This is a genomic window from Sphaerisporangium dianthi, from assembly GCF_042654065.1.
In the GTDB taxonomy this organism is placed as follows: domain Bacteria; phylum Actinomycetota; class Actinomycetes; order Streptosporangiales; family Streptosporangiaceae; genus Sphaerisporangium; species Sphaerisporangium dianthi.
On the sequence record NZ_JBHSFP010000005.1, the window covers coordinates 282856 to 307580 of the forward strand.

At 74.4% G+C, this 24725-nt stretch carries 19 protein-coding genes; 5 read left to right on the top strand and 14 right to left on the bottom strand.

What is annotated here, in order from left to right; all coding sequences use genetic code 11:
- The first annotated feature begins 113 nt into the window (after positions 1–113).
- Both ACFO60_RS10985 and ACFO60_RS10990 read left to right on the top strand, forming a co-directional pair.
- The gene (locus ACFO60_RS10985) at positions 114–968 is read left to right on the top strand and encodes a DUF4184 family protein (RefSeq protein ID WP_380839776.1); all 855 of its coding nucleotides are present in this window, start codon (positions 114–116) and stop codon (positions 966–968) included.
- A complete protein-coding gene (locus ACFO60_RS10990) occupies positions 961–1887 on the top strand; it encodes a TrmH family RNA methyltransferase (RefSeq protein ID WP_380839777.1) in 927 nt (308 codons plus the stop codon). Before ACFO60_RS10985 ends, ACFO60_RS10990 begins: the two co-directional genes overlap by 8 nt.
- Positions 1888–1936: 49 nt before the next feature.
- Here ACFO60_RS10990 and ACFO60_RS10995 read toward each other — a convergent pair whose 3' ends face one another.
- Together ACFO60_RS10995 and ACFO60_RS11000 are read right to left on the bottom strand one after the other, a co-directional pair.
- On the bottom strand, positions 1937–2485 hold the full coding sequence (locus tag ACFO60_RS10995) for a hypothetical protein (RefSeq protein WP_380839779.1): 549 nt from the start codon (positions 2483–2485) through the stop codon (positions 1937–1939).
- Between the two features lie 40 nt (positions 2486–2525).
- Positions 2526–2981: a hypothetical protein gene (locus tag ACFO60_RS11000; RefSeq protein ID WP_380839780.1), complete on the bottom strand. Its 456-nt coding sequence runs from the start codon at positions 2979–2981 to the stop codon at positions 2526–2528.
- A gap of 268 nt (positions 2982–3249) precedes the next feature.
- Between ACFO60_RS11000 and ACFO60_RS11005 the strand changes: the two genes are divergently transcribed.
- Positions 3250–7137 carry an nSTAND1 domain-containing NTPase gene (locus ACFO60_RS11005; RefSeq protein ID WP_380839782.1) on the top strand — a complete coding sequence of 1296 codons (3888 nt, stop codon included), beginning with the start codon at positions 3250–3252 and terminating at the stop codon, positions 7135–7137.
- A gap of 21 nt (positions 7138–7158) precedes the next feature.
- Here ACFO60_RS11005 and ACFO60_RS11010 read toward each other — a convergent pair whose 3' ends face one another.
- The 7 genes from ACFO60_RS11010 to ACFO60_RS11040 all read right to left on the bottom strand — a co-directional run bounded on the left by ACFO60_RS11010 (position 7159) and on the right by ACFO60_RS11040 (position 14562).
- Positions 7159–7974 (bottom strand): TrmH family RNA methyltransferase, encoded by an 816-nt coding sequence (locus ACFO60_RS11010; RefSeq protein ID WP_380839783.1) that lies wholly within the window; start codon positions 7972–7974, stop codon positions 7159–7161.
- Positions 7975–8175: 201 nt separating this feature from the next.
- A complete protein-coding gene (locus ACFO60_RS11015; RefSeq protein WP_380839785.1) occupies positions 8176–8496 on the bottom strand; it encodes a hypothetical protein in 321 nt (106 codons plus the stop codon).
- A 114-nt stretch (positions 8497–8610) separates the two neighbouring features.
- The gene (atzF, locus tag ACFO60_RS11020; protein ID WP_380839787.1) at positions 8611–10515 is read right to left on the bottom strand and encodes an allophanate hydrolase; all 1905 of its coding nucleotides are present in this window, start codon (positions 10513–10515) and stop codon (positions 8611–8613) included.
- Positions 10516–10555: 40 nt separating this feature from the next.
- Positions 10556–12154, bottom strand: coding sequence for a SulP family inorganic anion transporter (locus tag ACFO60_RS11025; RefSeq protein ID WP_380839789.1), 1599 nt, complete (start codon positions 12152–12154; stop codon positions 10556–10558).
- Positions 12151–12837, bottom strand: coding sequence for a cysteine hydrolase family protein (locus tag ACFO60_RS11030; RefSeq protein ID WP_380839791.1), 687 nt, complete (start codon positions 12835–12837; stop codon positions 12151–12153). Before ACFO60_RS11030 ends, ACFO60_RS11025 begins: the two co-directional genes overlap by 4 nt.
- Before the next feature lie 105 nt (positions 12838–12942).
- Positions 12943–13590: a GntR family transcriptional regulator gene (locus ACFO60_RS11035; RefSeq protein ID WP_380839793.1), complete on the bottom strand. Its 648-nt coding sequence runs from the start codon at positions 13588–13590 to the stop codon at positions 12943–12945.
- A 33-nt stretch (positions 13591–13623) separates the two neighbouring features.
- Positions 13624–14562, bottom strand: a complete 939-nt coding sequence (locus tag ACFO60_RS11040; RefSeq protein WP_380839795.1) for a D-alanyl-D-alanine carboxypeptidase family protein — start codon at positions 14560–14562, stop codon at positions 13624–13626.
- A gap of 235 nt (positions 14563–14797) precedes the next feature.
- On the opposite strand from ACFO60_RS11040, the gene ACFO60_RS11045 reads away from it, so the two are divergent.
- Positions 14798–15289 (top strand): hypothetical protein, encoded by a 492-nt coding sequence (locus ACFO60_RS11045; RefSeq protein ID WP_380839797.1) that lies wholly within the window; start codon positions 14798–14800, stop codon positions 15287–15289.
- A 168-nt stretch (positions 15290–15457) separates the two neighbouring features.
- Here the strand turns inward: ACFO60_RS11045 and ACFO60_RS11050 are convergent, their stop codons facing one another.
- From ACFO60_RS11050 to ACFO60_RS11060, 3 genes are all read right to left on the bottom strand, one after another.
- Positions 15458–18829, bottom strand: coding sequence for a BTAD domain-containing putative transcriptional regulator (locus ACFO60_RS11050; RefSeq protein WP_380839799.1), 3372 nt, complete (start codon positions 18827–18829; stop codon positions 15458–15460).
- 188 nt (positions 18830–19017) lie between these two features.
- Positions 19018–20079 carry a lysylphosphatidylglycerol synthase domain-containing protein gene (locus ACFO60_RS11055; protein ID WP_380839802.1) on the bottom strand — a complete coding sequence of 354 codons (1062 nt, stop codon included), beginning with the start codon at positions 20077–20079 and terminating at the stop codon, positions 19018–19020.
- Between the two features lie 138 nt (positions 20080–20217).
- Positions 20218–21066, bottom strand: a complete 849-nt coding sequence (locus ACFO60_RS11060; RefSeq protein ID WP_380839804.1) for a PIG-L deacetylase family protein — start codon at positions 21064–21066, stop codon at positions 20218–20220.
- Positions 21067–21238: 172 nt separating this feature from the next.
- Here ACFO60_RS11060 and ACFO60_RS11065 point away from each other — a divergent pair, with 172 nt between their 5' ends.
- Positions 21239–22366 carry a glycosyltransferase family 4 protein gene (locus ACFO60_RS11065; protein WP_380839807.1) on the top strand — a complete coding sequence of 376 codons (1128 nt, stop codon included), beginning with the start codon at positions 21239–21241 and terminating at the stop codon, positions 22364–22366.
- Positions 22367–22930: 564 nt separating this feature from the next.
- On the opposite strand, the gene ACFO60_RS11070 is transcribed toward ACFO60_RS11065, so the two are convergent.
- Positions 22931–23062: a hypothetical protein gene (locus ACFO60_RS11070; protein ID WP_380839808.1), complete on the bottom strand. Its 132-nt coding sequence runs from the start codon at positions 23060–23062 to the stop codon at positions 22931–22933.
- A gap of 368 nt (positions 23063–23430) precedes the next feature.
- Complete coding sequence (locus ACFO60_RS11075; protein ID WP_380839810.1) at positions 23431–24651, bottom strand: hypothetical protein; 1221 nt, start codon at positions 24649–24651, stop codon at positions 23431–23433.
- Positions 24652–24725: the final 74 nt, after the last annotated feature.

A 24725-nucleotide genomic window follows, 5' to 3' on the forward strand; every position in this document is an offset into this window, starting at 1 on the left:
CAGCGCTGCGTAGTCTATCTGTCACGCATGGTGTCATGCCGCCGCGGCCGCGCGGTGAGCGGACGCCGCGGGCTGTGGACAACGGGTCCCGGGTCGCCACGGAGGAGACCGCCTTGCCCTTCACCCCCAGCCACGTGGCCGCGGTGATCCCGTTGATCGGCTCGCCGCGGGTGCGCAGGGTGCTCGACCCCTGGGCGCTCGGCGTGGGGGCGATGGCGCCCGACCTGCCGATGTTCCTGCCCTACCTGGACGACTACACCAGATGGCACTCGCCGCTCGGCGTCGTCACCGACGACGTCGCCGCGGTGTTCGTGCTGCTGGCGCTGCTGCAGTTCGTCCTGCGCGACCCGCTGACCGCGCTGCTGCCCGGCCCGCTGCGCGCGCGCGTCGCCGCCGTCCCCGGGCCCGCCTGGCGGCGCTTCCCCACCATCGCCCTCGGCGCGGCGGCGGGCGCGGCCACCCATGTCCTCTGGGACTCCTTCACCCACGACTGGGGCGCCGCGTTCTGGGGCTGGGCGTGGATGACCGCGCCGGTGTACGGATGGCTGAACGGCTATCGGGTGACGCAGTACGCCTCCTCGGCGGTGGGCCTCGCGCTGACCGCCTGGTGGCTCCTCCGATCCCTGCGAACCCCCGCCCCGGCCACCCCCGGCCCCATGCCGGGCGTCCCCGGCCCCGCCCGGGACACCCCCGCTCGCACCGTTCCCGTCCTGGACGTCTCCTCGCGTGATCGCGGGCGGCCGGAGCTCACGGTGCGGGCGCGGTGGGGGGTGCTCGCCGGCGCGGCCGGCGGCGCGTGCTGCGCGGCCGCCGGCTGGACCCTCGTCGACCCGCCCAACCCCGTGTTCGGCTGGGCAGGCGTGATGACCAAGACGGGGGTCGGCCTGGTCGTCGGGCTGTGCGCCGTGCTGACCGTCTACGCCCTGCTGTGGCAGCTCGCGCGGGTCATACGCTTGTCCCGTGCCTGAGCTCATCACGGTGGAGGACCCCGCCGACCCCCGGCTGGCCGACTACGTGCGCCTGCGCGACGTCGAGCTGCGCAAGAGCATGGAGGCCGAGCGCGGCCTGTTCATGGCCGAGGGCGAGAAGGTCATCCGGCGGGCCGTCGCGGCCGGATACCCGGTCAGGTCGGTGCTCACCACACCCCGGTGGCTCGCCGGGCTGGCCGACGCGCTGGGCGACGCCCGCGTCTACCTGGTGTCCGACGAGGTGATGAGCGGCATCGCCGGCTTCGCCGTGCACCGTGGGGCGCTCGCCTCCATGGCCCGCCTCGAACTCCCCGCCGTGAAGCACCTGCTCGCCGGCGAGTTCACCGTCCCCGGCGACACCCGCTTCGCCTCCGAGCAGGTCGCGGCGGTCGTGCCCGCCGGGCACGACGCGCCGGCGAGGTCCGGGGGCAGGGCGCGACCGCGCCGCGTGCTCGTCCTCGAGGACCTGGTGGACCACGGGAACGTGGGCGCCATCTTCCGGTGCGCCGCCGCGCTCGGCGTCGAGGCCGTCGTCCTGTCGCCCCGCTGCGCCGACCCCCTGTACCGGCGCTCGGTGAAGGTCTCCATGGGCGCGGTGTTCGCCGTGCCGTACGCCCGCATGACCAACTGGCACGCAGGGCTGGCCGAGCTGCGCGAGGCGGGGTTCCGCACGCTCGCGCTCACCCCCGACCCGGCGGCCACGCCCATGGACGCCGCCGCCATGGGCGGCCGGGTGGCCCTGCTCCTCGGTTCCGAGGGCGACGGCCTGTCCTCCCGCTGGCTGCGCGAGGCCGACGAGGCGGTGCGCATCCCCATGAGCCCCGCGGCGATGTCCCTCGGCGTCGACTCCCTCAACGTCGTCGCCGCCGCGGCCATCGCCTGCCACGAGCTCACGCGCTCCTCCTCCGCCCTCGCCTGACGGCGGCGCGGGCGATGGCCCGCCCCGCCGCCTCCGGCAGGGGACCGGGCTAAGCGCGCCAGATCGACAGCGAGGTGGCCCACTGGCCGCCGTTGTCCCACGTCTGCGGGTCGTTGACGTAGAACAGCAGGCGAACGGGCAGCGCCTCGGTCCAGACCTGGCACCCCTGGAAGGCCGTGGCCTGCGCCGGAGCTCTGACCCAGCCCGCGGGGTTGTTGTTGAACCTCAGGATCTCGGAGTACTGGTGGAGACCGGCGAAGGGCCAGCCGCCCGGTGCGGCGGTCAGGTTCCCGTCCGGTCCGTGGTTCGGCCCGAACAGCCCGAACCGCACGCGGTCACCGAGCAGGGGGCGCACCACGAACGCGTCCCCGGGCAGCAGCACGTTGGCCGGATTCGTTCCCGAGGGCAGGCTCCCGCCGCCGTTGCCGAGCACGTCGGTCTCCTGGTGCCAGTCCGTCCGCTGGTTCTCCCGGCAGCGGGTGAGCGGATCGGCCATCGCCTGGGCCGGACGGGACGGGGCCGCGAGGAAGGCCGCGCCCAGCACGGCCACGGTGAGCACGGCGCGGGCCGGAGCGAGCCGGCGGTGCCGGATCTTCACGCTCGTCTCCTTTCTTCGTCTCTTCTGCCGCGCGGTGGCGTCACAGGCCGGTGATCGTGACGTTGGAGTCGCCGACGCACAGGAACTCGATGCTGGTGTAGGGGCTGGGCGGGGTCCAGATGTCCGTCGATCCGGAGAAGCCTCCCTCCCAGTACGGCGGGACCCCGCCGGAGAAGAACCGCCACCGCACGTAGCCGCCGGACGGGACGGTGTAGCGGTACGTCATCGGCCAGAACGGGTTCACGTACCAGTGCACCTGGGTCCACTGGCCCGCGTAGCAGAAACTGCCGGCGAACGCGACGGCCGATGCCGTGCCAGGCGCGGTGGCCGCCGACGCCGGGCTCGCCGCGCTCGCGGGCAGGACGGCCGCCGCGGCCAGCGCGACGGCCGGGACCACGGCCCGCGCCCGTCGCGGCCCGCCACGCGCGCCCCCTCGGCGCGCGGCGGCCCGTGTCCTGACCTGTCCCGGCCGGATCCGGCGGATGAGTGGTCGCATGCGAACAACCCCTTTCGTCGAACTGCGTGAAGTCGTGGTCGCGATGTGCGGTGAGGCCGGAGGTCCCGTGGTCGTCCCGGGCGGTGCCTCGGCGGTACCAGCGCACCAGGTCACGGGCAGGGCGAAAAGGTGACGCGAAATCCCCGGACAAGTCCGGACGGCGACCTGGAGGAATTCCCCGGCGGCCGGTTGCGGACAGAGCCGTCCCCCGACCGGCCGGCGCTTTTTAGACTGACCGCGGGTGCCGGAGCCGGCCGGGAGGGGCATCGTGTCCGACGGGCAGCCGTACCACCCCGACCCCGCGCGGGTGTTCAGCAAGCCCGACTTCGCGCGCGAGTTCACCCTCCTGCGCGAGCGCGCAGGGCTGACCGTCCGAGACGTGGCCCGCGCCGTGCGGGTCCCCGACAGCACGGTGGGCGGCCACTTCTCCGGAGCGCACCTGCCCTCGCCGCGGCTGCTGGACGGCATGCTCGGCGCGTGCGGCCAGACCGATCCGGCGGTCGTCGAACAGTGGCGGCAGGCGCTCGCCCGGGCGCGGCGGGCCCCGGGGCGGCGCCCTGGCGGCGCTCCCGTCCCCTACCTCGGCCTGGCGGCCTTCCAGCCTGAGCACACCGAGTGGTTCCACGGCCGCGACCGGCTCACCCGGCTGCTGCTCGGCCGCCTGGCCGCCCTGCACCGGGCCGGCGGCGGGCTGCTGGTCGTGCTGGGGCCCTCAGGCTCGGGGAAGTCCTCGCTGCTGCGCGCCGGCCTGATCCCCGCCGTGCGGCGGGGACGGCTGGAGATCGCCGGTTCGGACGCCTGGCCGGTGGCGCTCACGACGCCGGGAGCCCGGCCGCTCGCGGCGTCGCGCGCGGCCCTGCCCGCCGGCGCCGGGCCGTGCGTCCTGGTGGTGGACCAGTTCGAGGAGGTCTTCACCGAATGCGCCGACGCGGTGGAGCGCGAGGTGTTCATCGCCGCGCTCCGCCGCGGGGCGCCGGCGGCCCTCGTCCCAGGCGGGAGCCTCGTGGTGCTCGGGCTGCGCGCCGACTTCGCCGCCGAGGCGCTGCGGCATCCGCTCTTGGCGCAAGCCATGCAGGAGGCGCACGTCGTCGTCGAGCCGATGACCGAGGCCGAGGTACGCCAGGCGATCGGCGAGCCGGCCCGCCGGGCGAACGTCGACGTCGAAGAAGGGCTCGTCGAGCTGCTGCTGCGCGACTTGGCGCCGCCCCCGGCGCCGGGATCGTCCGCGGCCGCACACGACGCCGGGGCGCTGCCGCTGCTGTCGCACGCGCTGTACGTCACCTGGGAGCGCGGCAGGCGCCGCAAGCTCACCGTCGCCGACTACCACGCCACCGGAGGAGTTCGGGGAGCCGTCGCGCGCAGCGCGGAGGAGGCCTACGACGGCCTCACCGAGGCGCGGCGCCGGCTGGCGCGGGAACTGTTCCTGCGCCTGGTCCGCATCTCCGAGGACGGGGTCGACACCCGGCGGCCGATGCCCCGGGGCGAGCTCGGGCACGGTCCCGGCGAGCCGGCTGACGGGGAGCTCGCCCGAGTCCTGGACACCTTCGTGGCCCGGCGGCTGCTCACCGTGGACGAGGGCACCGTGCGGATCACGCATGAGGCGCTGCTGAAGGCCTGGCCGCGCCTGCGCGAGTGGGTCGACGCCGACCGCGCCGGCCTGGTCGTCGGCCAGCGTCTCGCCGACGCCGCCGAGCTGTGGGACCGGGAGGGCCGCGACCCGGCGGCGCTCTACGGGGGCACCCGGCTCGCCGGGGCCCGCGAGTGGGCGCAGGCGGGACACCACGGCCCGCCGTCCCCGCTCGTGGCGGACTTCCTGGCCTCCTCCACCCGGCGCGAACGGCGCCGCGTCCGCCGCCTGGTCCAGTCGGTCGTGGCGCTCTTGGTGTCGATCGTGGTCACCGGGGGCGCGGCCGTCGCGGCCGTCCGGGCCGAGCGGGCGGCCGGCCGCGACCGCGACGAGGCACTCTCCCAGAAGGCCGCCCAGGAGGCGCTCGCTCTGCGCGCCACCAACCCGGCGCTGGCCGCGCAGCTCGGCCTGGCCGCCTACCGGCTCGCGCCCACCGTGGAGGCCCGCGGCGCCGTGCTCAGCGCCTTCGCCACCCCTTACGCCACCCGGCTCACCGGCCACACCGACAGCGTCTACGCCGCGGCGTACCGGCCGGACGGGCGGCTGCTGGCCACCGCGGGCGGCGACCGGGTGGTGCGGGTGTGGGACGTCCGCGACCCGCATCGGCCCTTCCTGACCGCGACGCTGACCGGCCACACCGGGGAAGTCCTCTCCGTGGCGTTCAGCCCGGACGGGCGCACACTGGTCACCGCCGGCGGCGACCGCACGGCCCGGCTGTGGGACGTGTCCGACCCGCGCGCGCCCCGCCTGCTGGGCGTCCTCACCGGGCACGGCGAGGGCATCCGTTCGGTGGCGTTCGCTCCGGACGGCCGCACCGTCGCCACCGCTTCCCTCGACCGCACCGCACGGTTGTGGAACGTGGCGGATCCGCGGCGTCCCACCGCTCTGGCCACGTTGCGCGCGCATACCGACGCGGTCTTCGGGGTCGCGTTCAGTCCCCGCGGCGGGCTGCTCGCCACAGCCGGCATCGACCGCGCCGCCCTGCTGTGGGACGTGTCCGACCCGCGCCACCCGTCCCGGCTCGCGACCGTGACCGGGCACGACGGCGGCGTCCTCGCCGTGGCCTTCTCCCCGGACGGCCGCACCCTGGCCACCGCCGCCTTCGACGGCGTCGCCCGGCTGTGGGACGTCACCCGCCCCCGCCACACCCGGCCGCTCGGCGCCCTCACCGGTCACGAGTCGCTGCTGTACGCCGTGGCGTTCAGCTCGGACGGCCGGACGGCCGCCACAGGTAGCGACGACAACACCATCCGGCTGTGGGACGTGTCTGACCGGCGCCGGCCGGCGACGCTCTCCGTGCTGGCCGGGCACAGCCACGGCGTGCTCGGAGTCGCGTTCGACCCCGCCGGGCGGACGGTGGCCAGCGCCAGCAAGGACAACACCGTCCGGCTGTGGGATCTGCACGGCCCGGTCCTCAGCGGCCACCGGGCCGAAGTCGCCTCGGTGACCTTCCCGCCGGCACCCGGACCGCCGTTCCCCGCCGCCCCTGCCTCGGTGTCGCCTTCGGCCGTCCCCGCCTCCGTGCCGGAGCTCGGCCGGCCGGCGGCCGGGCCGGTCGCAGGTCGGCTGCTGGCCACCGGGAGCTACGACACCACCGCTCGGCTGTGGGAGGTGTCCGACCCCTACGCCCCCATCCCGCTGTCGACGCTCCCTGGGCACCGCGACGGCATCTACGCGATCGCCGCCGATCCGCGTGGCCGTACCCTCGCCACCGCCGGGTTCGACTTCACCGCGCGGCTCTGGGACATCGGCGACCCGCGCCGCCCCGCCGCGCTCCGCACGCTGGCCGGGCACACCGAGGCGGTCTACGCGGTGGCGTTCCGCCCGGACGGCCGGCTCCTCGCCACAGCGGGAGAGGACCGCGAGGTCCGGTTGTGGAATCCGGCCGAGGGCCGCCAGGCCGGCCCGCCGTTCCCCCGCCAGGGCGGCGCCGTCGCGGCCGTGGCGTTCGGCGCCGGAGGCCGCGTCCTTGCCACCGGCGCCGCCGACCACACCGCGACCCTGTGGGATGTCGCCGTCCCCGCCCGTCCGGTCGCCCTGGCCACCCTGCGAGGGCACGGCAACGGAGTGGAGGCGGTGGCGTTCCGGCCGGACGGCCGCCTCCTCGTAACCGGCGGCGCCGACCGCACCGCCCGCCTGTGGGAGGTGTCCGACCTGGGCAGTCCCGTCCTGCTGGCCACGCTGACCGGCCACAGCGACAGCGTCGCGGCGGTCGCGTTCAGCCCGGACGGGCGGCTTCTGGCGACCGGTGGCAAGGACCGCACGGTGCGCCTGTGGGACGTCGGCGACCCGCGGCGACCCGTCGAGCGCGCCGTCTTGACCGGGCACGGCGGCGCGGTGTCGTCGGTGGCCTTCGCCCCGGACGGGACGCTGCTCGCCACCGGGAGCGACGACGGCACGGCGCGCCTCATCGACGTCCGCCCCGAACCGGTCGCCGCCCGGGTCTGCCGCATGGCCTACCCGCGGATCACCCTGGCAGAGTGGCGGCAGTACTTCCCGAGCATCCCCTACACCCCGCCCTGCGACTGACCAGGGGCCCGGCCGTTCAGGTCAGGTGGTGGGGTTGCGGCGTTGGCGGGCGGCTTCGTACAGCACCACGGTCGCCGCGCTGGCGGCGTTCAGGGAGCTGGCCGAGCCGGCCATCGGGATGCGCGCCATCGTGTCGCACGCCTGCCGCCATCCCGCGCTCAGCCCGGCGGTCTCGTTGCCGACGACCAGCAGGGTGGGGCCGGTCAGGTCCAGGTCGGCGACGTCGGAGGCGCCGCTCTCGTCGGTGCCCACCACCGTCAGCGGCAGCCCCTGGGCGCGCAGCCGCTCCACCCACTCCAGCACCTCACGGTGGGAGTGGGACCGCACCACCGGCAACGCCAGCAGCGACCCGGTGGAGGCACGCACCGACCGGGGATCGTAGGGGTCGGCGGCGTGCCCGGTGACGATCAGGCCCGCGCCGCCGAACGCGTCCAGCGAGCGCGCCATCGTCCCGATGTTCCCGGGGTTGTTCGGCCGGTCGAACACCGCGCCGAGGAAGGACGCCCCCACCTGGATGCGGGACAGCTCGTCGTCCGGCAGCCCGGCCACCGCCACCAGCTCGGGTACGTCCTCGTCCTTGCCGCCCAGCTCTCGCAACAGGTCGGGGGCCATGGCCACCCGCTCGCCGCCGGCCGCCTTCAGCATCTGCTCCGCCCAGTTCGACAGCGGCCGCTCGGCGTCGTAGATGAGCGCGTGCACCGGCCAGCCGAACTCGACCGCCAGGCTGATCGGGCGCACTCCCTGGATCAGGAACTCCCCGGCCCGCTGCCGCTTGGCCCGGTTGCCCTGCAGCGCCTGCCACTGCTGGAACCGCGCGTTCGCACGCGTGATGCGCACGTCTCCCGATGCCGATCGCCCCCGATTCACCACGCTCTACAGAATAGGATCTGTTCCCCCGCGTTCGCGCGTCCGCCGTACCGGCGCCGGCGGGCGGCCCGGCACGCCGAGCCGCCGCGTCGCGGGTCGCACGCCGGCGGACGCGGCCGGTCCACCCGGAAACCCCATGGCCCCGCGGGCCGGCCGCCGACAGCCCTGTGATCAGTCCGCGCCGTGATTCATCGGCATGAACCGCTCCGTCAGCGCCATCCACATGGCGAACGTGACACAACCGCTCTCGAAGGCGACGAGCCGTGAATCCCATCTCTCACCCGGCCGGTCGGCCCGCGCCGCCGTGCGGAGCAGGACCAGGCCGCCCGCGAGGTTGGCCAGCCCCCAGGCCAGGTTCACCGCCGGCCCGGATCCCCTGCCCGCGAGCGGCGTCAGGTGCCGGTGCCCCGTCACCGCCGTCGCCAGATGGGGAGCGCTGTTGCTCACCAGCAGCCCGGCGATGAACGCGCGTGCCTTGAGCGATAACCGCATGTGGTTCTCCACTGATCGTCCCGACGATGTCTCCGATACATCATCGAAGGCGACGAGGCGTCGTCGCGCGGCAAACGGCGCTCTGGTGGCCGCCGCGGTCGCTCGCCAAGGAGGTCAGGACGCGGAGAGTGTGCGCGCCGTGGCGAGAAGGTACGCGGGCCAGCTGCCGTGGGCGCTGATGTCCTTCGCCGGCTCGGCGGCGTACGCCTCGCACAGGAAGCCGAGGACGCGGCGGCCGTCGGCGAGGTCGACGGAGCCGAGCCCCAGCGGTGGCCCGGTCTCGGCGAGCAGCGTGCCGAGCGCCTCCCGGTCGAGGTCGTACAGCTCGACCTCGACCGGAACGCCGCCGTCCGGACGGCGGACCAGGCCGGGACGCGCCGGCTCGCCGCCGTCCAGGGCGTAGAGCCGGTACAGCGGCGCGGTCATGGCGGTGCCCAGGGCCGCGGCGCCGAGCGCGGCGAGCCGGCCGTGCAGCGGCTGGCCCAGGCGGTGCGCCCCGACGACGGCCAGCACCTCCCGCCCGGGACGACCGGCGCCCGCCCGTGCCCGGGGGACGCCGGTGTCCGCGGGTGATCGGGGGACGCCGGCGTCCGCCCGTGCTCCGGCGGCGCCGGCGGGCGGCCGGAAGCCGCCGGCGGGCGGCGTGGCGGCGTCGGTGTGCGACGGGAAGGCATCGGTGCGCGACTGGAAGGCGTCGGCGAGGCCGGCGAGGAGGGCGTCCGCGCCGGCCGGGGCGAGCAGGGTGAGCCCGTGCGGCCGGCCCGCCGCCGTCATTCCGCCGGGCACCGCCACGGCCGCCAGGTCGAGCAGGTTGGCGAACGTGGTGTAGTGCCCGAGGACGGTGTTGCGGTCGATCGGGCTCTCCAGCATCTCGGCCACGGTGAAGGTCGTGGGCACGGTGGGCACCGCGAGGGCGTCCATCGACGCCCACGCCGGCCGGGTCTCGGCGCGCAGCGCCCGCAGGCGGTACAGGCCCTCGAACGCGTCGACCGCGCTGAGGCCGGCGCTGCCGCCGAGCACCTCGCGGGTGACCGGGTGCAGCTCGCCGGGGTGGCGGGCGGCGAAGTCCCCGACCGCGGCGAGCCGTTCGGCGATCCACGGCCCCTGGTAGAGCAGCCGTCCCGCGGCGAGGAACGGGCCGAGGTCGACCGGGACGATGTGGTGCCCGAGCCCGGCCAGCCGCTTCACCACCTCGGCGAACGCCGCCTCGGCCGCGCCGTCGCCGTGGAACGCGAGGTCCTCTGGCACCCCGATGCGCATGCGGCCCACGGCGGGCGGCGACGATGGCGGCACGGGAAGCGGGCGCGACCATGGGTCGCCCGGCTCCTGCCCCGCCATGACCGACAGCACCGCGAGCCCGTCGGCGGCCGACCGGGCGAAGACGCTCGGGCAGTCCAGCGACGCGCACGCCGGCACCATGCCCAGCGTGCTGACCAGGCCGCGGCTCGGTTTGATCCCGGTGGTGCCGGTGAGGGCCGCCGGCACCCGTCCCGACCCGGCCGTGTCGGTGCCGACGGCGAACGCCACCAGGCCGGCGCCGACCGCGACCGCCGACCCCGAGCTGGACCCCCCGGAGATCAGGCCGGGCACCAGCGGCGACTCGCACACGCCGTACGGGCTGCGGGCGCCCGACAGCCCGGTGGCGAACTGGTCGAGGTTGGTCTTGCCGACCAGCAGGGCGCCCGCGGCGAGCAGCCGGTCCACCAGCGGCGCGCCGCGCCCGGGCACGTAGGAGTAGGCCGGGCAGGCCGCCGTGGTGGGCAGCCCGGCCACGTCCACGTTGTCCTTGACCGCGAAGGGGACCCCGTAGAGCGGCGGCCGGGCGGCGGGGTCCGGCCAGCGGCGGGCCAACTCGGCGGCGTCGCCGAGCAGGTCCGCCTCAGGCCGCAGGGTGATCCAGACGTGGTCGTCGCCGCGGGCGGCGATGCGTCCGAGCACCTCCGCGGCCACGCCGGCCGGGGTGAGCGACCCGTCGCGGTATCCGCGGGCCAGGTCGGCCAGGTCCAGCGAGATGGTCATCGGTGCCCTCCGTCGGGCCGGACGCCGGGCTCCCGGCCGGTCATGAGGCCGCGGGCACTTCGGCGGGGACGGGCTCGGCGGCGGGCGGCGGCGCTTCGGCGGCCGGGTCCGCCGCCGGGCGGATGAACGCGAAGGCCAGCAGGATCACCCCGGCGAACAGGTAGCCGAGGGCGATCTGGGGGCTCGCGTTCCACTCGACCCTCTCGCCGTGGATGAGGCCGATGAACGACAGCGCCGCGCCGATGCCCGCGTACGCGGCGGCCCACAGGAACGAGCGGTCGATGATGAACGCGGCGATCGAGCCGAGCACCAGCCCGCCGAGCACGGCTCCGCCGCCGAGGAGCGCCGTGCCCTCGTAGACGGTGCCGCTCTGGGCGATGGTCTCGTACCCGACCTTCTGCGCGCTGGTGCCCGCCGCGGCCAGCGCGTTGTCCATGTAGCCCTGCGCCCAGGCCGCGATGTTCGGGATGATCGCCAGGACGACGGCCACGGCGTGCGCCCTCGGCACGGCCTGGAAGGCCTGGGCGCCGATGAGCAGCCCGATGTACAGCAGGATCGGCACGATCGCCGGCGTCGGGAACACCGCGCCGAGCAGCGAGAACATGCCGAGGAAGCAGAACGCCGCGATCACCACGCCGGTGGCCATCGAATAGCCGCTGCGCCCGCCCGCCGACTTCCATCCCGGGTGGCCGATGTAGACCGCGGGCGGGAACGGCGAGCCGAGCATCGAGCCGACCACGGCGCCGGCCCCGTCGGCGATCAGGACCGACCGCAGGTTGTAGGAGTCGCCCGCGGCGGCGGCGCTCTCGACGTTGCTCATGCCTTCGGTGAAGTTGTAGATGCCGAGCGGGATCGCGGTGGCCAGCAGCGGCGACACCTGGCGCAGCCCGTCGAGCAGCCGGTCGAGGTTGAACGACGGCAGGCTGACGGCGACGTCGCCCGCGGCCGCGCCGACGCCGGCGGGGTCCATGTAGCCGCCGATCCAGGCGATGGCGGTGCCCACCAGCAGGGCCGCCAGCCCGACCGGCATGCCGCCGGGCAGGCGCAGGTCGGTGAAGAACCCGACCAGGATGATCACCAGCACGGGCAGCGCGATCCAGGCGGCCTCCCACATCTGCGCGGCGGGCCGCATGGAGATGAAGGCGATCGAGATGCCCGCGAGCGTGCCCAGCATGGCCGCCCTCGGCGTGAAGCGCCGGATGTAGGGGCCGACGAACGCGCCGATCAGGACGATCAGTCCGATGATGAAGCACCACGCCAGCCCGGCCGCCCACGCGGTGAACGGGTTCTTGGTGGCCAGGTAGGTGGGCAGCATGATCACGAAGACGACGATGAACATGTGCGGGACGCTCGGCCCGTACGGCATCGCGCAGACGTCGGTGCGGCCCTCGCGGCGGGCGAGCCGCCTGGCCAGGTAGGTGTAGTAGACGTTGCCGATGAGGAGCTGGATGCCCATGGCCGGGAGGATGACCCCGAACACCTCGGCGCCGGGCAGGTGCACGACGCCGAGGCACAGGCCGCTCAGCACGAGCACGTTCACCATGACGTTGAAGCCGAGACCGAAGAAGGCGTTGGTGTCCCCGCCGACCCACCAGGGGAGTCGCGGCGGGGCGGAGGCGGGGGTGGTGGTCGTGGTCATCGTGCGCTCCGCGCTTCTAGTGCCTTGAGGTAGTGGCCGGAGGGGGCGACCCACCCGAAGATGCCGCCCTGGGCCGCGATCATGTCGAGTCCGTGCCGCTGGAACTGCGGGAAGTAGGAGCCCACGCAGTCGGACAGCACCAGGCACTCGTAACCCCGGTCGTTGGCCTCCCTGACGGTGGTGTGCACGCACACCTCGGTCGTGACGCCGGTGACGACCAGGCTGCGCACGTCCATGCCGCGCAGGGTCTCGTCCAGCCCGGTGGCGTAGAAGGCGCCTTTGCCGGGCTTGTCGATGACGAGCTCCCCCTCGGCCGGGGCCAGCTCGTCGATGATGTCGTGGCCGTACTCGCCGCGGATCAGGATGCGCCCGTACGGGCCGGGGTCGCCGATGCGCATCGAGGGGGCTCCGCGGCTCAGCTTCGCGGGCGGGCAGTCGGACAGGTCGGGCAGGTGTCCCTCGCGGGTGTGGACGACGGTCACGCCGGCGGACCGGGTGGCGGCGAGCACCTCGCGCAGCGGGGGGACGACCTTCTGGAGCATGGTGACGTCGTTGCCCAGGCTCTCGCCGAAGCCGCCGGGTTCGACGAAGTCGCGCTGCATGTCGATGACCAGTAGTGCGGTGTGTCCGGGGTCGAACCCGTAGGGGTAGGGCTCGGCCTCGACGAGAAGCGGATCGGACACGTTGGCCTCCGTTCCTCCGATTCCTCTTTTGTCGATTGTCGACAGAATTGTGTCGGGGACCGTTCGGCCCGGTTACGCTTCTGTAAGCCGGTGAGGCCCGCGCGCTCAGCCGATGTAGGCGCGGGCGCCGTGCGCGGCGAGGGCCGTCACGGCGGTGGCCGGGTCGCCGGAGGCGATCGCCTCGAACAGCACGCGGTGGCGCACCACGCCCTCGGAAGGGGTGCGCTGCTCGGCCTCTCTGCGCAGGTTGGCGGCCATGTAGAGCTGGAGCTTGGCGACCACGGGCTCGTACGCCAGCAGCAGCTGACGGTGTCCCGCGAGCGCCACGAGCGCGATGTGGAACCGCCGGTGCGCCTCGTTCTCGGCCAGCGCGTCCCCGGCCTGGACGGCCGCGCCCATGCCTTCCAGCGCCTCGGCCAGCCCCGACAGGTCGCTCGCCTCCGTGGGCGGCAGCGCCGTCCACACCGCGTAACGCTCAAGGACGTCGCGCAGCCCGAACAGCTCGTCCACGTCCTTCCTGGACAGCTCGGCGACGCGCACCCCGCGCCGGGGCAGGTGCTCGACCAGACCCTGCTGGCCGAGCGAGCGCAGCGCCTCGCGCAGCGGCGCCCTGCTGGTGCCGAAGCGCTGGGTGAGCTGCTCCTCGATCAGCCGCTCGCCCGGGGCCAGAGCGCCGCTGAGGATCTCGTGGCGCAGCCGCCGCATCGAGAGCTCGACGAGGCTGGGGGACTCCAGGAGCCCGTCAGATTCCACCCGAACACCTCCCGAGCCCATTCTGCGTGAGGCTCACAGGCCGTTGGCGGTCGCCCCGTCGAGCAGGCCCCGCGCGCTGCGGTAGCGGGCGGCGTCGCTCTTGTCGCCGAGCACCACCCCGACCAGCGTGTGGCCGCCCCTCAGCGAGGTGAACATCAGGCAGTAGCCGGCCGGCCGCGTGTAGCCGGTCTTCAGGCCCTGCGCCTCCGTGGGCAGCAGCCGGTTGGTGTTGCGCCAGACGTGGGCGCGGTGCACGGCGGTCTTGGCGGTCGCGTGCCGCTCGGTGCGGGCGACCGTGGTGATGACCGGGTCGGCCATGGCGGCTCTGGCCAGGAGGACCTGGTCTTGGGCGGTGGAGCGGTCACCGCCGGGCTTGGGCAGCCCGTCGGCGTTGGTGTAGAGGGTGTCGCGCATGCCGAGGGCCCTGGCCGCGCCGTTCATCTTGGCCACGAAGCCCTTCACCCCGGGCCCGTAGCGCCGGGCGAGGGCGCTCGCGGCGTCGGCCCCGGACGGCAGCAGCAGCGCGTACAGCAGCTCGCGCACGGTGAGCCGCTCGCCGGCCCGCAGGCCGGCGTGGGTGGCGCCGTTCGCCGCGGCGTACCGCACGTCGGTCTTGGAGATCGTGACGACGTCGCCCAGGGACGCCGAGCGGCGCACCACGTACGCGGTCATGATCTTCGTGAGGCTGGCGACGGGCACCCGGCGGGTCTGGCGCCTGGCGTACTCGACGGTCCCGGAGGTGATGTCGACGAGGTAGGCCTCCTCGGCCGTGACCGCGGCCTTGCCGGCCGTCGCGCCGGCCTCGGCGCTCGCCGCGCCCGGTGCGGCTTCGGCGCCGAGGGCCGCTTCGGCGCTCGCGGCGGGTGAGGTGATCGCGGCCGCGGATCGCGGAGCGGGCCGGGCGTGGGCCGGGCCGGCCAGGCCGACCGTGGCCAGGACCGTCACCAGAACAGAGAGAACCGCCATGCGCATCCCGTTATGATCCCATGCTCACCATTCCCCACATGCGCATTGACGGGAGATGTCCGAAGGGCGATCGTGGTACTTTCCGCCCGAGCGATCCCGGCCCCCGCACCGGCCCCTGTCGCGACTGCAAGCGGACGGCAAGTAGGAGACAACCAGCCCCGCGTACACCTGAGGTGAGCGAAAGGGGAGGGGCATGAGAGCGGGAAGCAGCATGGAGCCGGTACGTCGTCTAATGCCGATCATGGCGAGCGGCGTGGCCAGCGTCTTCAAGCTGCTGGTGGCGACGCTCGCGTTCTGCGGGGCCTACTTCGGCGTGGCGGCCGCGAACGGGCCCGCCGCTCCGCCGGCGGACGGGGGCGGGCACGTCAGAACCGTGATCCTTTCCGCGCAGGCCATGCCGGTCGAGGTCGACCGCACGCCTGCGCCGGGCCTTGTGACGGTCGGCGTCACCGAGGCCGGCGGCGCCTGCCGGCGCGTCTACCACGCGCAGAGCGTCATCGCCCCCGGCCCCGCGGACGGCGCCGTGGTCTACCGCTGGAGCCTGCGGCGCTGGAACCCCGGCACCCGTGCCTGGAAGACCTACGACTCCTCGAAGGCGCGGGGCGTGCCTGAGGAGCGGCGCACCGTGGAGTGGCACCCGCGCGTCGCCGGCGCGTCCGGCTGGTACCGCGTCGAGCTTTCTGTCTCGGGCGGCCGGCCCATCGCCGGCGAGAAGTTCAAGGTCACCTGCTGAGGGCAGGTCCTTCGAGGCCGTGTGCCGGCCGCGCCGGCGCGGGCCGGCCGGCACACGGCGGAACCCGCGACGCGCGCCCAGGAGCGGCGAGCCTCGGACGTTGATCCAAGAGCGGCGAGCCTTCACCGACCGGGTACCGAGAGCGGCGTTCAGCGACCTGGCGCCAGGTCAGACGCTTTCCAGGCCCTGTCGCGCCGCCGCGACCCAGCGGGGGACGCCGACCCGCTCGGCCACCGCGAGCGCCTTCTCGTAGTGCTTGTGCGCGTCGTCGGGCTGCCCGAGGTGCATGGCGAGGTCGCCCAGCGTCTGCGCCACCGGCCACAGCGCCACGACCCCGGTGCCGGCGCCCGCGATGCGGTCGGACAGCGGCCCGAGCGTCGAATAGGCGTCCTGCATGCGGTCGCGGTCGCCGAGCAGCATCCCGGCGAGCGCCCGCCACGTCATGGCCAGTTCGTACAGGAAGTCGGCGCGGACGGGCGGCCGCGCGGCGGCGACGGCCTTCGCGTCATTGAGGTGCCCCGCGGAGGCCAGGGCGACGGCGTAGGCGTCCAGCGTCCACTTGGCCCCGCGCCGGTGCGCCTCCTCCAGCGCCTCCACCATGTCGGCGGCCCTGCCGTCCACCAGATGCAGGCAGAACGTCGTGATCAGCGGCAGGTCCTGGCGGCCCTCCAGCATGCCGGCCCGCGCCGTGAGCCGGGCGGCGTTGCGGTACGCGCGCTCGGCGCCGGTGTACTCGCCAGTGATCATCATGCGCATGCCGGCGTACCAGGCGCCCACGGCAGACGGCGCCGGCAGGTCGTACCGCCTGGCCAGGCCCTCGGCGGCGCTCATCTGCGCGTCGGCCTCGGCGAAGTCGCCGCGCGCCGCGGCGCACTCCATCAGCACCAGATGGGCGAGCGCCCGCACCGCGATCTGCCCGGAGGCCGCGCCGACCTCCAGCAGTTCGCGGCCGATCGCCTCGCGCTCGTCGACCACCGTGATCACGTACGACTGGCGCAGCCGGCCGCTGAGCGCGACGGCGAGCAGCGCGGGGTCGCCGCTCTGCCGGGCCAGCTCCTCGGCCTCCAGCGACGCCTCGTACCCTCGGCCGGTGGCCGAGCCCTCCAGTTCCAGGGCGAGGGTCGCCAGCAGGCTCGCGCGCAGCGACTGCTCGCTCGGCGGCAGCTCGATCAGCGCCCGCTCGGTGAGGTCGACGATCTCCCACGCCGTGCGGGTCAGGTCGCGGGCGATGCCCTTGTACGGCACGGCCAGTGACGCGGCGATGCGCGCGGTCAGCTCAAGGTCGCCCAGTGGCAGGGCGGCGTCCATCGCCTCGCGGCGGCGGGACCTCGCCGCCGTCATGTCGCCGCACAGCGCGAGCGCCTTGATCAGCCGGAGCTGGAGCATCAGCCGCTCCTTGGGCGGACCGCCCGTGGGATGGGCGCGGTCGAACGCCGTGATCGCCCGCTCCCACAGCGTGGCGGCCTCCCGGTGGGCGAAGCGCCGCTCGGCCTGCTCGGCCGCGAGGCCCGCGTAGTGGACGGCCTTCGCCGCCGTCTCCACCGTCCCGGCGGAGTCGTAGTGGTGGGCCAGCGCCGCCACGTCGGACGTCGACCGGCTCTCGATGACCGAGGCGACGGCCGCGTGCAGCCGTGACCTGCGCAGCCGGGAGGCGTCGGAGTACAGCGTGTCGCGGACCAGGTCGTGGTCGAACCGCAGCATTCCCGGGCCCGGCTCGGTGACGAGCCCGGCGAGCAGCCCGGCCTCCACGGCGTCCACCACGGCGTCCTCGTCGCCGGAGATGCCGACCAGCACGTCGATGTCCACGTCGCGGCCGATCACCGCGGCCTGCAGCAGGATCTGCTGGGCGGTCCCGGGCAGCCGGGCGATGCGGCGGCGCAGCACGTCGCGCACTCCTGAGGGCACCTCGGAGATGACCTCGGCGGCGGTGGCGCGTCCGCCGGTGGACTCGGAGTCGAGGAGCCGGACCGTCTCGCGGACGAAGAACGGGTTGCCTCCGGTGCGCTCGACGATCCTGCTGACGGCCTCCTCGTCGACCTCGCGGACGCAGGTGGCCCGCACGAGCTCGGCCACGGCCTCCTGGTCGAGCCCTTCGAGGCCGACGCGCACCGGACCGAGCCGGGCGAGCGCCGCGAGCACGTCCGACTGCTGGTCGTTCAGCTCGCCGTCGCGGCAGGTCACCACGAGCAGCACCCGGCTCGCGGCCAGCAGGCTGGGCAGCGCGCGCAGCAGGGCCAGCGTCTGGTCGTCGGCCCAGTGCAGGTCTTCCAGGGTGAGGAGCACCGGGGCCTCGCGGGCGATGCCCGCGATGTAGCCGCCGACGGCGCGGTGCAGGCGGAAGCCGCCGGAGGCCTGGTCGTCCTCGTCGGCGGGCGCCGCGTCGTCCAGCAGCGGCGCCAGCAGCTGGCCGTACTCGCCGGTGCCGCGCACCGCGACCAGGGCGCGCAGGACCTCCACCCATGCCCAGCCCGGCGGGGTGGCGCTGCTGTCGGGGCAGCCGCCGGAGGCGGTCATCCAGCCCTGCCGGGTCAGCTCCTGCCCGAGCTGCCGCACCAGCGTGGTCTTGCCCGCGCCGGGGTCGCCGCCGACCACGGCCGCGGTGAAGCGCCCGGACAGGGCGTGCGGCGCGGCGCCCGTCAGCCGCGCCAGCTCGGCGTCCCGTCCGACGAACGGCTCGGCCGGCAGCGGCGGCACGTCCGCGGCCGGGTTCTCGGCGCGCGGGGGCCAGGTGCCGGCCTCGGCGAAGCGCTGCTGGCGCTGGGGGACGGTCAGCTCCAGCGCGGGGGCCTGCGACAGGATGTCGGACTCCATCTTGCGCAGCGCGGGACCCGGGTCGATGCCCAGCTCGTCGGCCAGGATCGTGCGGGCCCGCCGCAGGGCGGCCAGGGCGTCGCCCTGCCTGCCGCAGCGGTACAGGCCGAGGGCGAGCAGCCGCCAGCCCTCCTCCCGCAGGGGATGCTCGCCGGTGAGGGCCTCCAGGTCGGGCACGGTCTCGGCGTGCAGGCCGAGGCGCAGGCCGGCGTCGTAGTGGCGTTCGCGCGCCACCAGCCGCAGCTCGGCCAGCCGGCTGACCTCGGCCTCGGCCCATTGCTGCTCGGCGAAGTCGGAGTAGGGGGTGCCGCGCCAGAGGCCGAGCGCCGTCTCAAGGCCCGTGCGCGCCGGCTCGGGGTCGTCGTTCTCCAGGTACTTGCCCGCCGACCGCACCATGGACTCGAACCGCAGCGCGTCCACCTGGTCGGGCGCGGTGCGCAGCGCGTACCCGGAGGCGACGGTGACCAGCAGGCGGTTCGGGCCGCCGCGCGGGCGGCCGGGCTCGAGGACCCGGCGCAGCCGCGAGACGTAGACCTGCAACCCCGACTGGGCGCCCTTGGCGGCCTCGTCGGACCACAGGTCGAACAGCAGTGTGTCGACCGGCACGACCTGGCCGCGTGCGACCAGTAATCGCGCCAGAACGGCGCGTTGCCGTAGCCCGCCGAGGTCGACCTCGGCGTCGCCGTCGTCGTACGCCTCGACCGGCCCAAGAACGCGGAACGTCACCATGTCAGCCGCCACGCTATGCGGGCCCGTCGAGCACGCACAAGCTATTCGTCAAGGCCCGCCTTCCTTCTCTCGCCACCCCGTCACGGATGCCACGGGCGGGCCACGGGTGTCACGAGGCTACAGGTACCTGGAAGGCACGATAACAACGGAAAGGCCGGTGATATCAGCCCGTATCGACGTACGAGGCCTCAGGCGCGGGAGGCGGGTTCGGGCGACCGGTCGTCGCCCGCCGGACGCCGCCGCAGCAGGGCCCAGGCCCCCAGCGCGAGGCCGCCCCAGGGGATCTCGATGGTGTAGGTCCAGAAGCCGAACAGGATCGCCGCCGCGGTCGCCGGGCCCGGCGGCTGGCCGAAGGCGATCAGCAGCGCCGCCGTGCCGCCCTCCATGATGCCCGCGCCGCTCGGCGTGACCAGCGCGCTGGTGAGCACCCGGCTGACCGCGAAGACCGCCACGGTCTCGGCGGGCCCCGGGTAGGCGCCGGTGGCCACCGCGCAGGCCGCCATCATCAGGCACTGCAACGTCAGGAAGGCCAGCATGCCGAGGGAGAGACCGGGCCAGCGCCGGTGCACGATGCCGGCCGTGTCGGCGCGCAACCGGTGGACGGCGTCGGACGCGTAGTGCTCGGCCGGGCGGATCGCCCTGGGCAGGACGCGCAGCGCTCCGTCGGCGGCGCGGCCGAGCAGGGTGGCGGCCCGCTCCCAGTACAGGGCGGCGGCCACCACGGCGACCAGCACGAGGATCGACACCGCGCCGCCCCAGGCCGCGCTGGTGACCCTGGGGTCGGGGATGCGCCCGGCGACGAGCAGGGCGATGATGCCGATCGCCGGCAGGATGAACCGGAACAGGGTGTTCCAGATGCCGGTGACCAGCGTGTACACCACGACGGGGCGGGTGGCGAAGCCCCAGCCCTTGGTCATGGCGAAGGTCAGCGCCACCCCGGCGGCGCCGCCGAACGGCAGCAGGTTGCTGACCGCGCTGCCCGCGCCGTTGAGCGTGAGCGCCTGCAGATGGGTGAGGCCGGGCAGCCCCGAGGTCATCACGAAGGTGTAGGCGTACAGGCTCGCGAGCCACAGCGCGGCCATCAGCAGGATCATCGGCCAGCTCAGCGCGGCGAACCGAGCCCCGATCTCGCTCCAGCTCACCTGGGCCCCGGTGAGCGCGTGCACGATCTGGGGCAGGTACACCACGAGCAGGACCGCCAGGGCCAGGGAGGCGACCGAGAGGCCGGCCTGTACCCATTTGTTCCTCATCAGCGCTCCCATGCCCGCCCGTGGACCCTCATCACCGCCGTCCAGCGCGGCGCCACTCCAGTCTGCCGGGACGGCGCGGGGCCGGATCTCATCCTGGAGGACGAAATCACCCCGGCGACGGCCGGCCCGTCCTCGCGGCTAGCTCGCCTCCTCGGCGACCTCCGCCTCCCCGGTCTCGGGGAGTTCGTCGAAGGGATGCCCGAGCCGGGCGCCCGGAGGAAGGTCGCGGCGGACGTACCACTCGGTGCCGAAGATCAGGCGGTACAGCGGGCCGGGGATCCTCAGCATCACCGCCAGCGTGCGGTCGCCGTCGCCGCCGGTCGCCTGGCTCGCGTGGGCGGCCATGCTGGCGCGCTTGACCTTGGCGAACCTGCGGACGTTGACCCGGTGGGTGATGACCTCGCCGGGTGAGTAGGCCCGTTCGAAGGACCGCACGTCGAACTCCGGCGGGAAGCGGTAGAAGCGCTGGGCGAGCCGCAGGCCCCGCAGCAGCGGGTCGCGGTTGACCGTGGCCTCCAGCAGGATCGGGGTGCCGGCGATGCCGGCGGCGCGCTGGCCCACCCGGTAGACCTGCACGTGGTCGGGGTGACCGTACCCGCCGGCCGGGTCGTAGATCGTCAGCAGGTCGGCGCTCTCTTCTTTGAGCACGGCCGCGAGCCGCTGGGCGGCCTCCTCGATGTCGGCGTCGATGAAGGCGTTCGGCGGGCGGTCGTCGCCGATGGCGCCGCCCTCGCCGAGGCCGGAGTCGCCGTAGCCGAGCAGCACCACGCGGGCCACCCCGAGCGCGGCGGCCGAGGCGTACAGCTCGGTGGTGCGCGCCTCGGCGAGCTCGTCGCCGTGGGGCAGGTCGGCCAGGCCGCGCTCGCCGGCGGTCGCCACGACGAGGACGACCCGATGGCCCTCGGACGCCAGCATCGCCATGGTCCCGGCGGTCAGCAGCGCCTCGTCGTCGGGATGGGCGTGGAAGAACACCGCGGTACGTGCCACGCCGCCATGATTCCACGGCGCCGCGGCCGAGGCCCCAGGCGCCTCCCACGCGGTGCATCCAGAAGCCCTCCGCAACCCTTCAAGAACGTCCCGGAGCCCTCGCGGGCGCCCGGCGTCCGCGTTTGATGCCGGTGGCGGCCTCTGCCAGTCTGGCTGGGTGCGGATCCTTCACGTGAGTGACTGTTACCTGCCCCGGCTAGGCGGCATCGAGGTGCAGGTGGCCGACCTGGTGCGGTCGCAGTCCGAGGCCGGGCACGACGTCGAGGTGGCCACGGCGACCCCGGGCGAGCGCATCCCCGGCGTCCACCGCATCGTGGCCCGGATGCCGTTCGACCTGCCCGTCCACCCTCGCGGCGGCGCGCATCTGCTGCGCCTGATGACAGCCCGCCGCCCCGACGTCGTCCACGTCCACACCGGTGCGGCGTCGCCGTTCGCCTGGATGGGGGTGCGCGCGGCCGTCCGGGCGGGGCTGCCCGTCGTGGTCACCGTGCACAGCATGTGGGATCCGGTGACGCGCACGATGTACCGCGGGCTGGACTCGCTGTTCGGCTGGACGGGGTGGAACATCGTGGGCACCACGGTGAGCCACGCCGCCGCCCGCCCGATCCGCGCCGTCACCGCCGGGCGCGTCCCGGTCGACGTGGTGTCCAACGGCCTGGACGTCTCCGCCTGGCGTCCCTCGGGGGAGGCGCCGCGGGAGGCGCGCGACGAGGTGCACATCGTGGCGGTGGGCCGGCTGGCCCCGCGCAAGCAGCCGGTGCGCCTGCTCAAGCTCCTGCTGGAGGCCAGGCGGCGGGTGCCGGGTGAGGTCCCGATGCGGGCCACGCTGGTGGGCGACGGGCCGGCGCGCGGCTCGATGGAGCGGTTCCTGCGCTCCCACGGCATGCAGCGCTGGGTCTCGCTGCCGGGCCGTTACTCGCGCGAGCAGATCCGCGAGCTGCTGGCCTCGGCCGACGTGTTCGTGGCGCCCGCGCCGCGGGAGTCGTTCGGCATCGCGGCACTGGAGGCGAGGGCGGCAGGCGTGCCCGTGGTCGCGCGGACACAGAGCGGCGTGGCCGACTTCGTGCGCCCCGGCAAGGAGGGCCTGCTCGGCCGCACCTTCGAAGAGCTGGTGCGCGCGGTGGCGCGACTGGTGCGCGACAGAGAGCTGCGCGAGCAGATCGCCCGGCACAACAGAGAGACCGAACTCACCCGATGCACCTGGCCGGCGGTTCTTGACGGCTTCGAGCACTGCTACGAGCTTGCGAAGACCGCCGCGGGAATGCACGGGCCGAAAGGGCCCGGCGCGGAAAGAGGTTAGAAGGGGAGGACGCGGCCGGAAGGGCTACGGAGATCCAGAGGGCTCGGACGGCGTACGGGCTTGGGCCGGGGTGTGATGAGAATCCGCTTCATGTCCTTCTCCTTCGGTACGGGCTCACACTTCCCTCGTCACTCGTCGGCGGACAGGTCCTTTGCCTCACTGGTGGCTCCGCGGTCGGGCGAGGTGCGTCGGACCCGACCTCACCTCCTGTTTACCCTCTCTGGGGCTGCCGCAGACGTATTCGACCTCAGTTTCTCCGATCTTGGTGTGCCGCGTAACCCCTACGCTCCCCAGCGGAGCCGACGCGGTCGCATTCAGGGGGGTTGGACATGACGCCGTGTTCATGTGGACATATTCAAATCCTAAAAACGCGATGTTTCCAGCGATTATCGAACGTGTTGCGGGCGCCGCCCCGCCAATGACACGGGGAACCCGCCCGAGAGCCCCCGCCATTCGGCACGCGAACCCCGGAGGGGCGAGCCGGGGATTACCCGTGAGGTGCATTTCCCGCCGTGCGAGGCGGGCGCCGGGGGGCGTCCCGGCCTGATCGCCGGGGCGCCGGCTTCAGTGGACCGCGTTCCATACGGTGAGGGCGGTGCGCCAGGCGAGCAGGGTCATCTCGACTCCCAGTCGCAGCCATTCGCGGCGTTCGCGGTTTCCCCCTCGGCCGTGGTGTCTCTTGCGTCTGTCGGCCATCTGGCACCCCTTTCCATGCCGGGTTCTGCGAGTGGCGGGGCCACGGGGCCACCGCCCTCGTCGCCTGCCGTTGTCCGGGTTCAGCGCGGGTGTGGGTGGACCTCTGGCGGGGGCCGGCCGTCGGGCCGTTTCCGGATCGCCACCATGCCGGGCGCGTGAATCAGGTGTTCCGCGTGCGCTCGCGGTGCCGATCGGCGCGAAGCGCTCATCCAAGTGAAGGCGTTTCCTCACGCCAGGCGCACACGCGGGTTAATGCCATGATCGTACCCGTCGGTAATGACCTCGTAACTCTCCGGGCGGGAGAAAGATCCGCAGCTCATCCGGCCCGGTGGCCGTCGCCTGCGACGCTCGCCGCCGGGCGGCCGGGGTCAGTCGTGGCGGAGGATGAAGTCGTCCTCTTCGTCGCCCGTGCCGACGCTGCCGACCGTCCAGAGATGGGAGGCGCCCGGCACCCGGGCGATGCCGGTGCGGCGGACGTCGTCGGACTCCTCGTACTGCTGGCCGTCCCTCCGCTCGCGCATCAGCGGGCCGTAGGACCGGGTCCACTCGGCTCCGTCGAAGTGGAGGAACAGGACCTGGCCGGAGTGGTCGGCGTCGACGCCGCTGATCCAGACGTCGCCGGGCCCGGAGGCCGTGACGCCGTCGAGCCTGCCTCGCGGGACGGGGATCGCCACCTGCTCCCAGGACGCGCCGTCCCAGTGCAGGACGAGCGGGGTCTGCGGCCCGCCGCCGGGGGGCGACACGGCGCCCACCGCCCACACGTCGGTCGCGGCGACCATCCACACTCTGCGCAGCACCCCTCCGGCGACCCGCGGGGTGCGGGCCCGCTGCCAGGACTGGATCGCCGTGCCCGACACGGCGCTGCCGTGCCAGATCATCGGATCGCCGGGCGTGCCCGAGGCCGGGGCGTCGTTGCCGACCGCCCACACGTGGCCCGGCTTGGCGGTCACGGCCATGAAGTACCCGTCGGCGCGCAGGGCGTTGCGGAACCCCCGCCCGGTCCACTCGGTGATCACGCCCTGGGTGGCGCCGCGGCCGGCCAGCCACGCGTGGCCGCCGGTGGCGGCGACGTCGGCGAGCACGTACTCGTCGGCGATGCCGTAGGGATGCCACCGCCTCCAGCGCGCGCCGTCCCAGTGCGCGGCGTACGGGCTCTCGCCGTTGCCGACGACCCACGCGTCGCGGGGGCCCGCCGTGCTGACGCCGACCAGGTGCCAGGCATCGGCGGGGCTGACCGGCGTCTCGGTCCACCGGGCGCCGTCCCAGTGCTGCAGGACAGGAGTGCCCTCGCGGTCCTCGGCGCTCCGCTCGTACCCGACGGCCCAGGCGTCGCGCGGGCCGCTCGCCGCGACGTCCAGCAGCGCCGAACTGCCGTCGAGGCCTGCTCCGGCGAAGGTCTTCCAGGCGGGGGAGGCGGCGGTCCTGCCGGTGGCGGCCGGGCTCGGGACGGCTGTCGCGGCCCCGCCGGCGGCAGGGGCGGAGGTGGCCCGCTTCGCGGGCGGCGTCCTTTCCGCACCGCCGCCGCAGGCGGGCGCGAATGCCAGGATCAGGCAGGTCATCGCGGCCGGCCACCGGAGCGTTGTCCCCATAGGACGGCATGCTCGCAGGAACCGCCGTGGCCACGCCACCGTTACCGCGCGCGCCGGGCGAGCCGGTGCAGGCG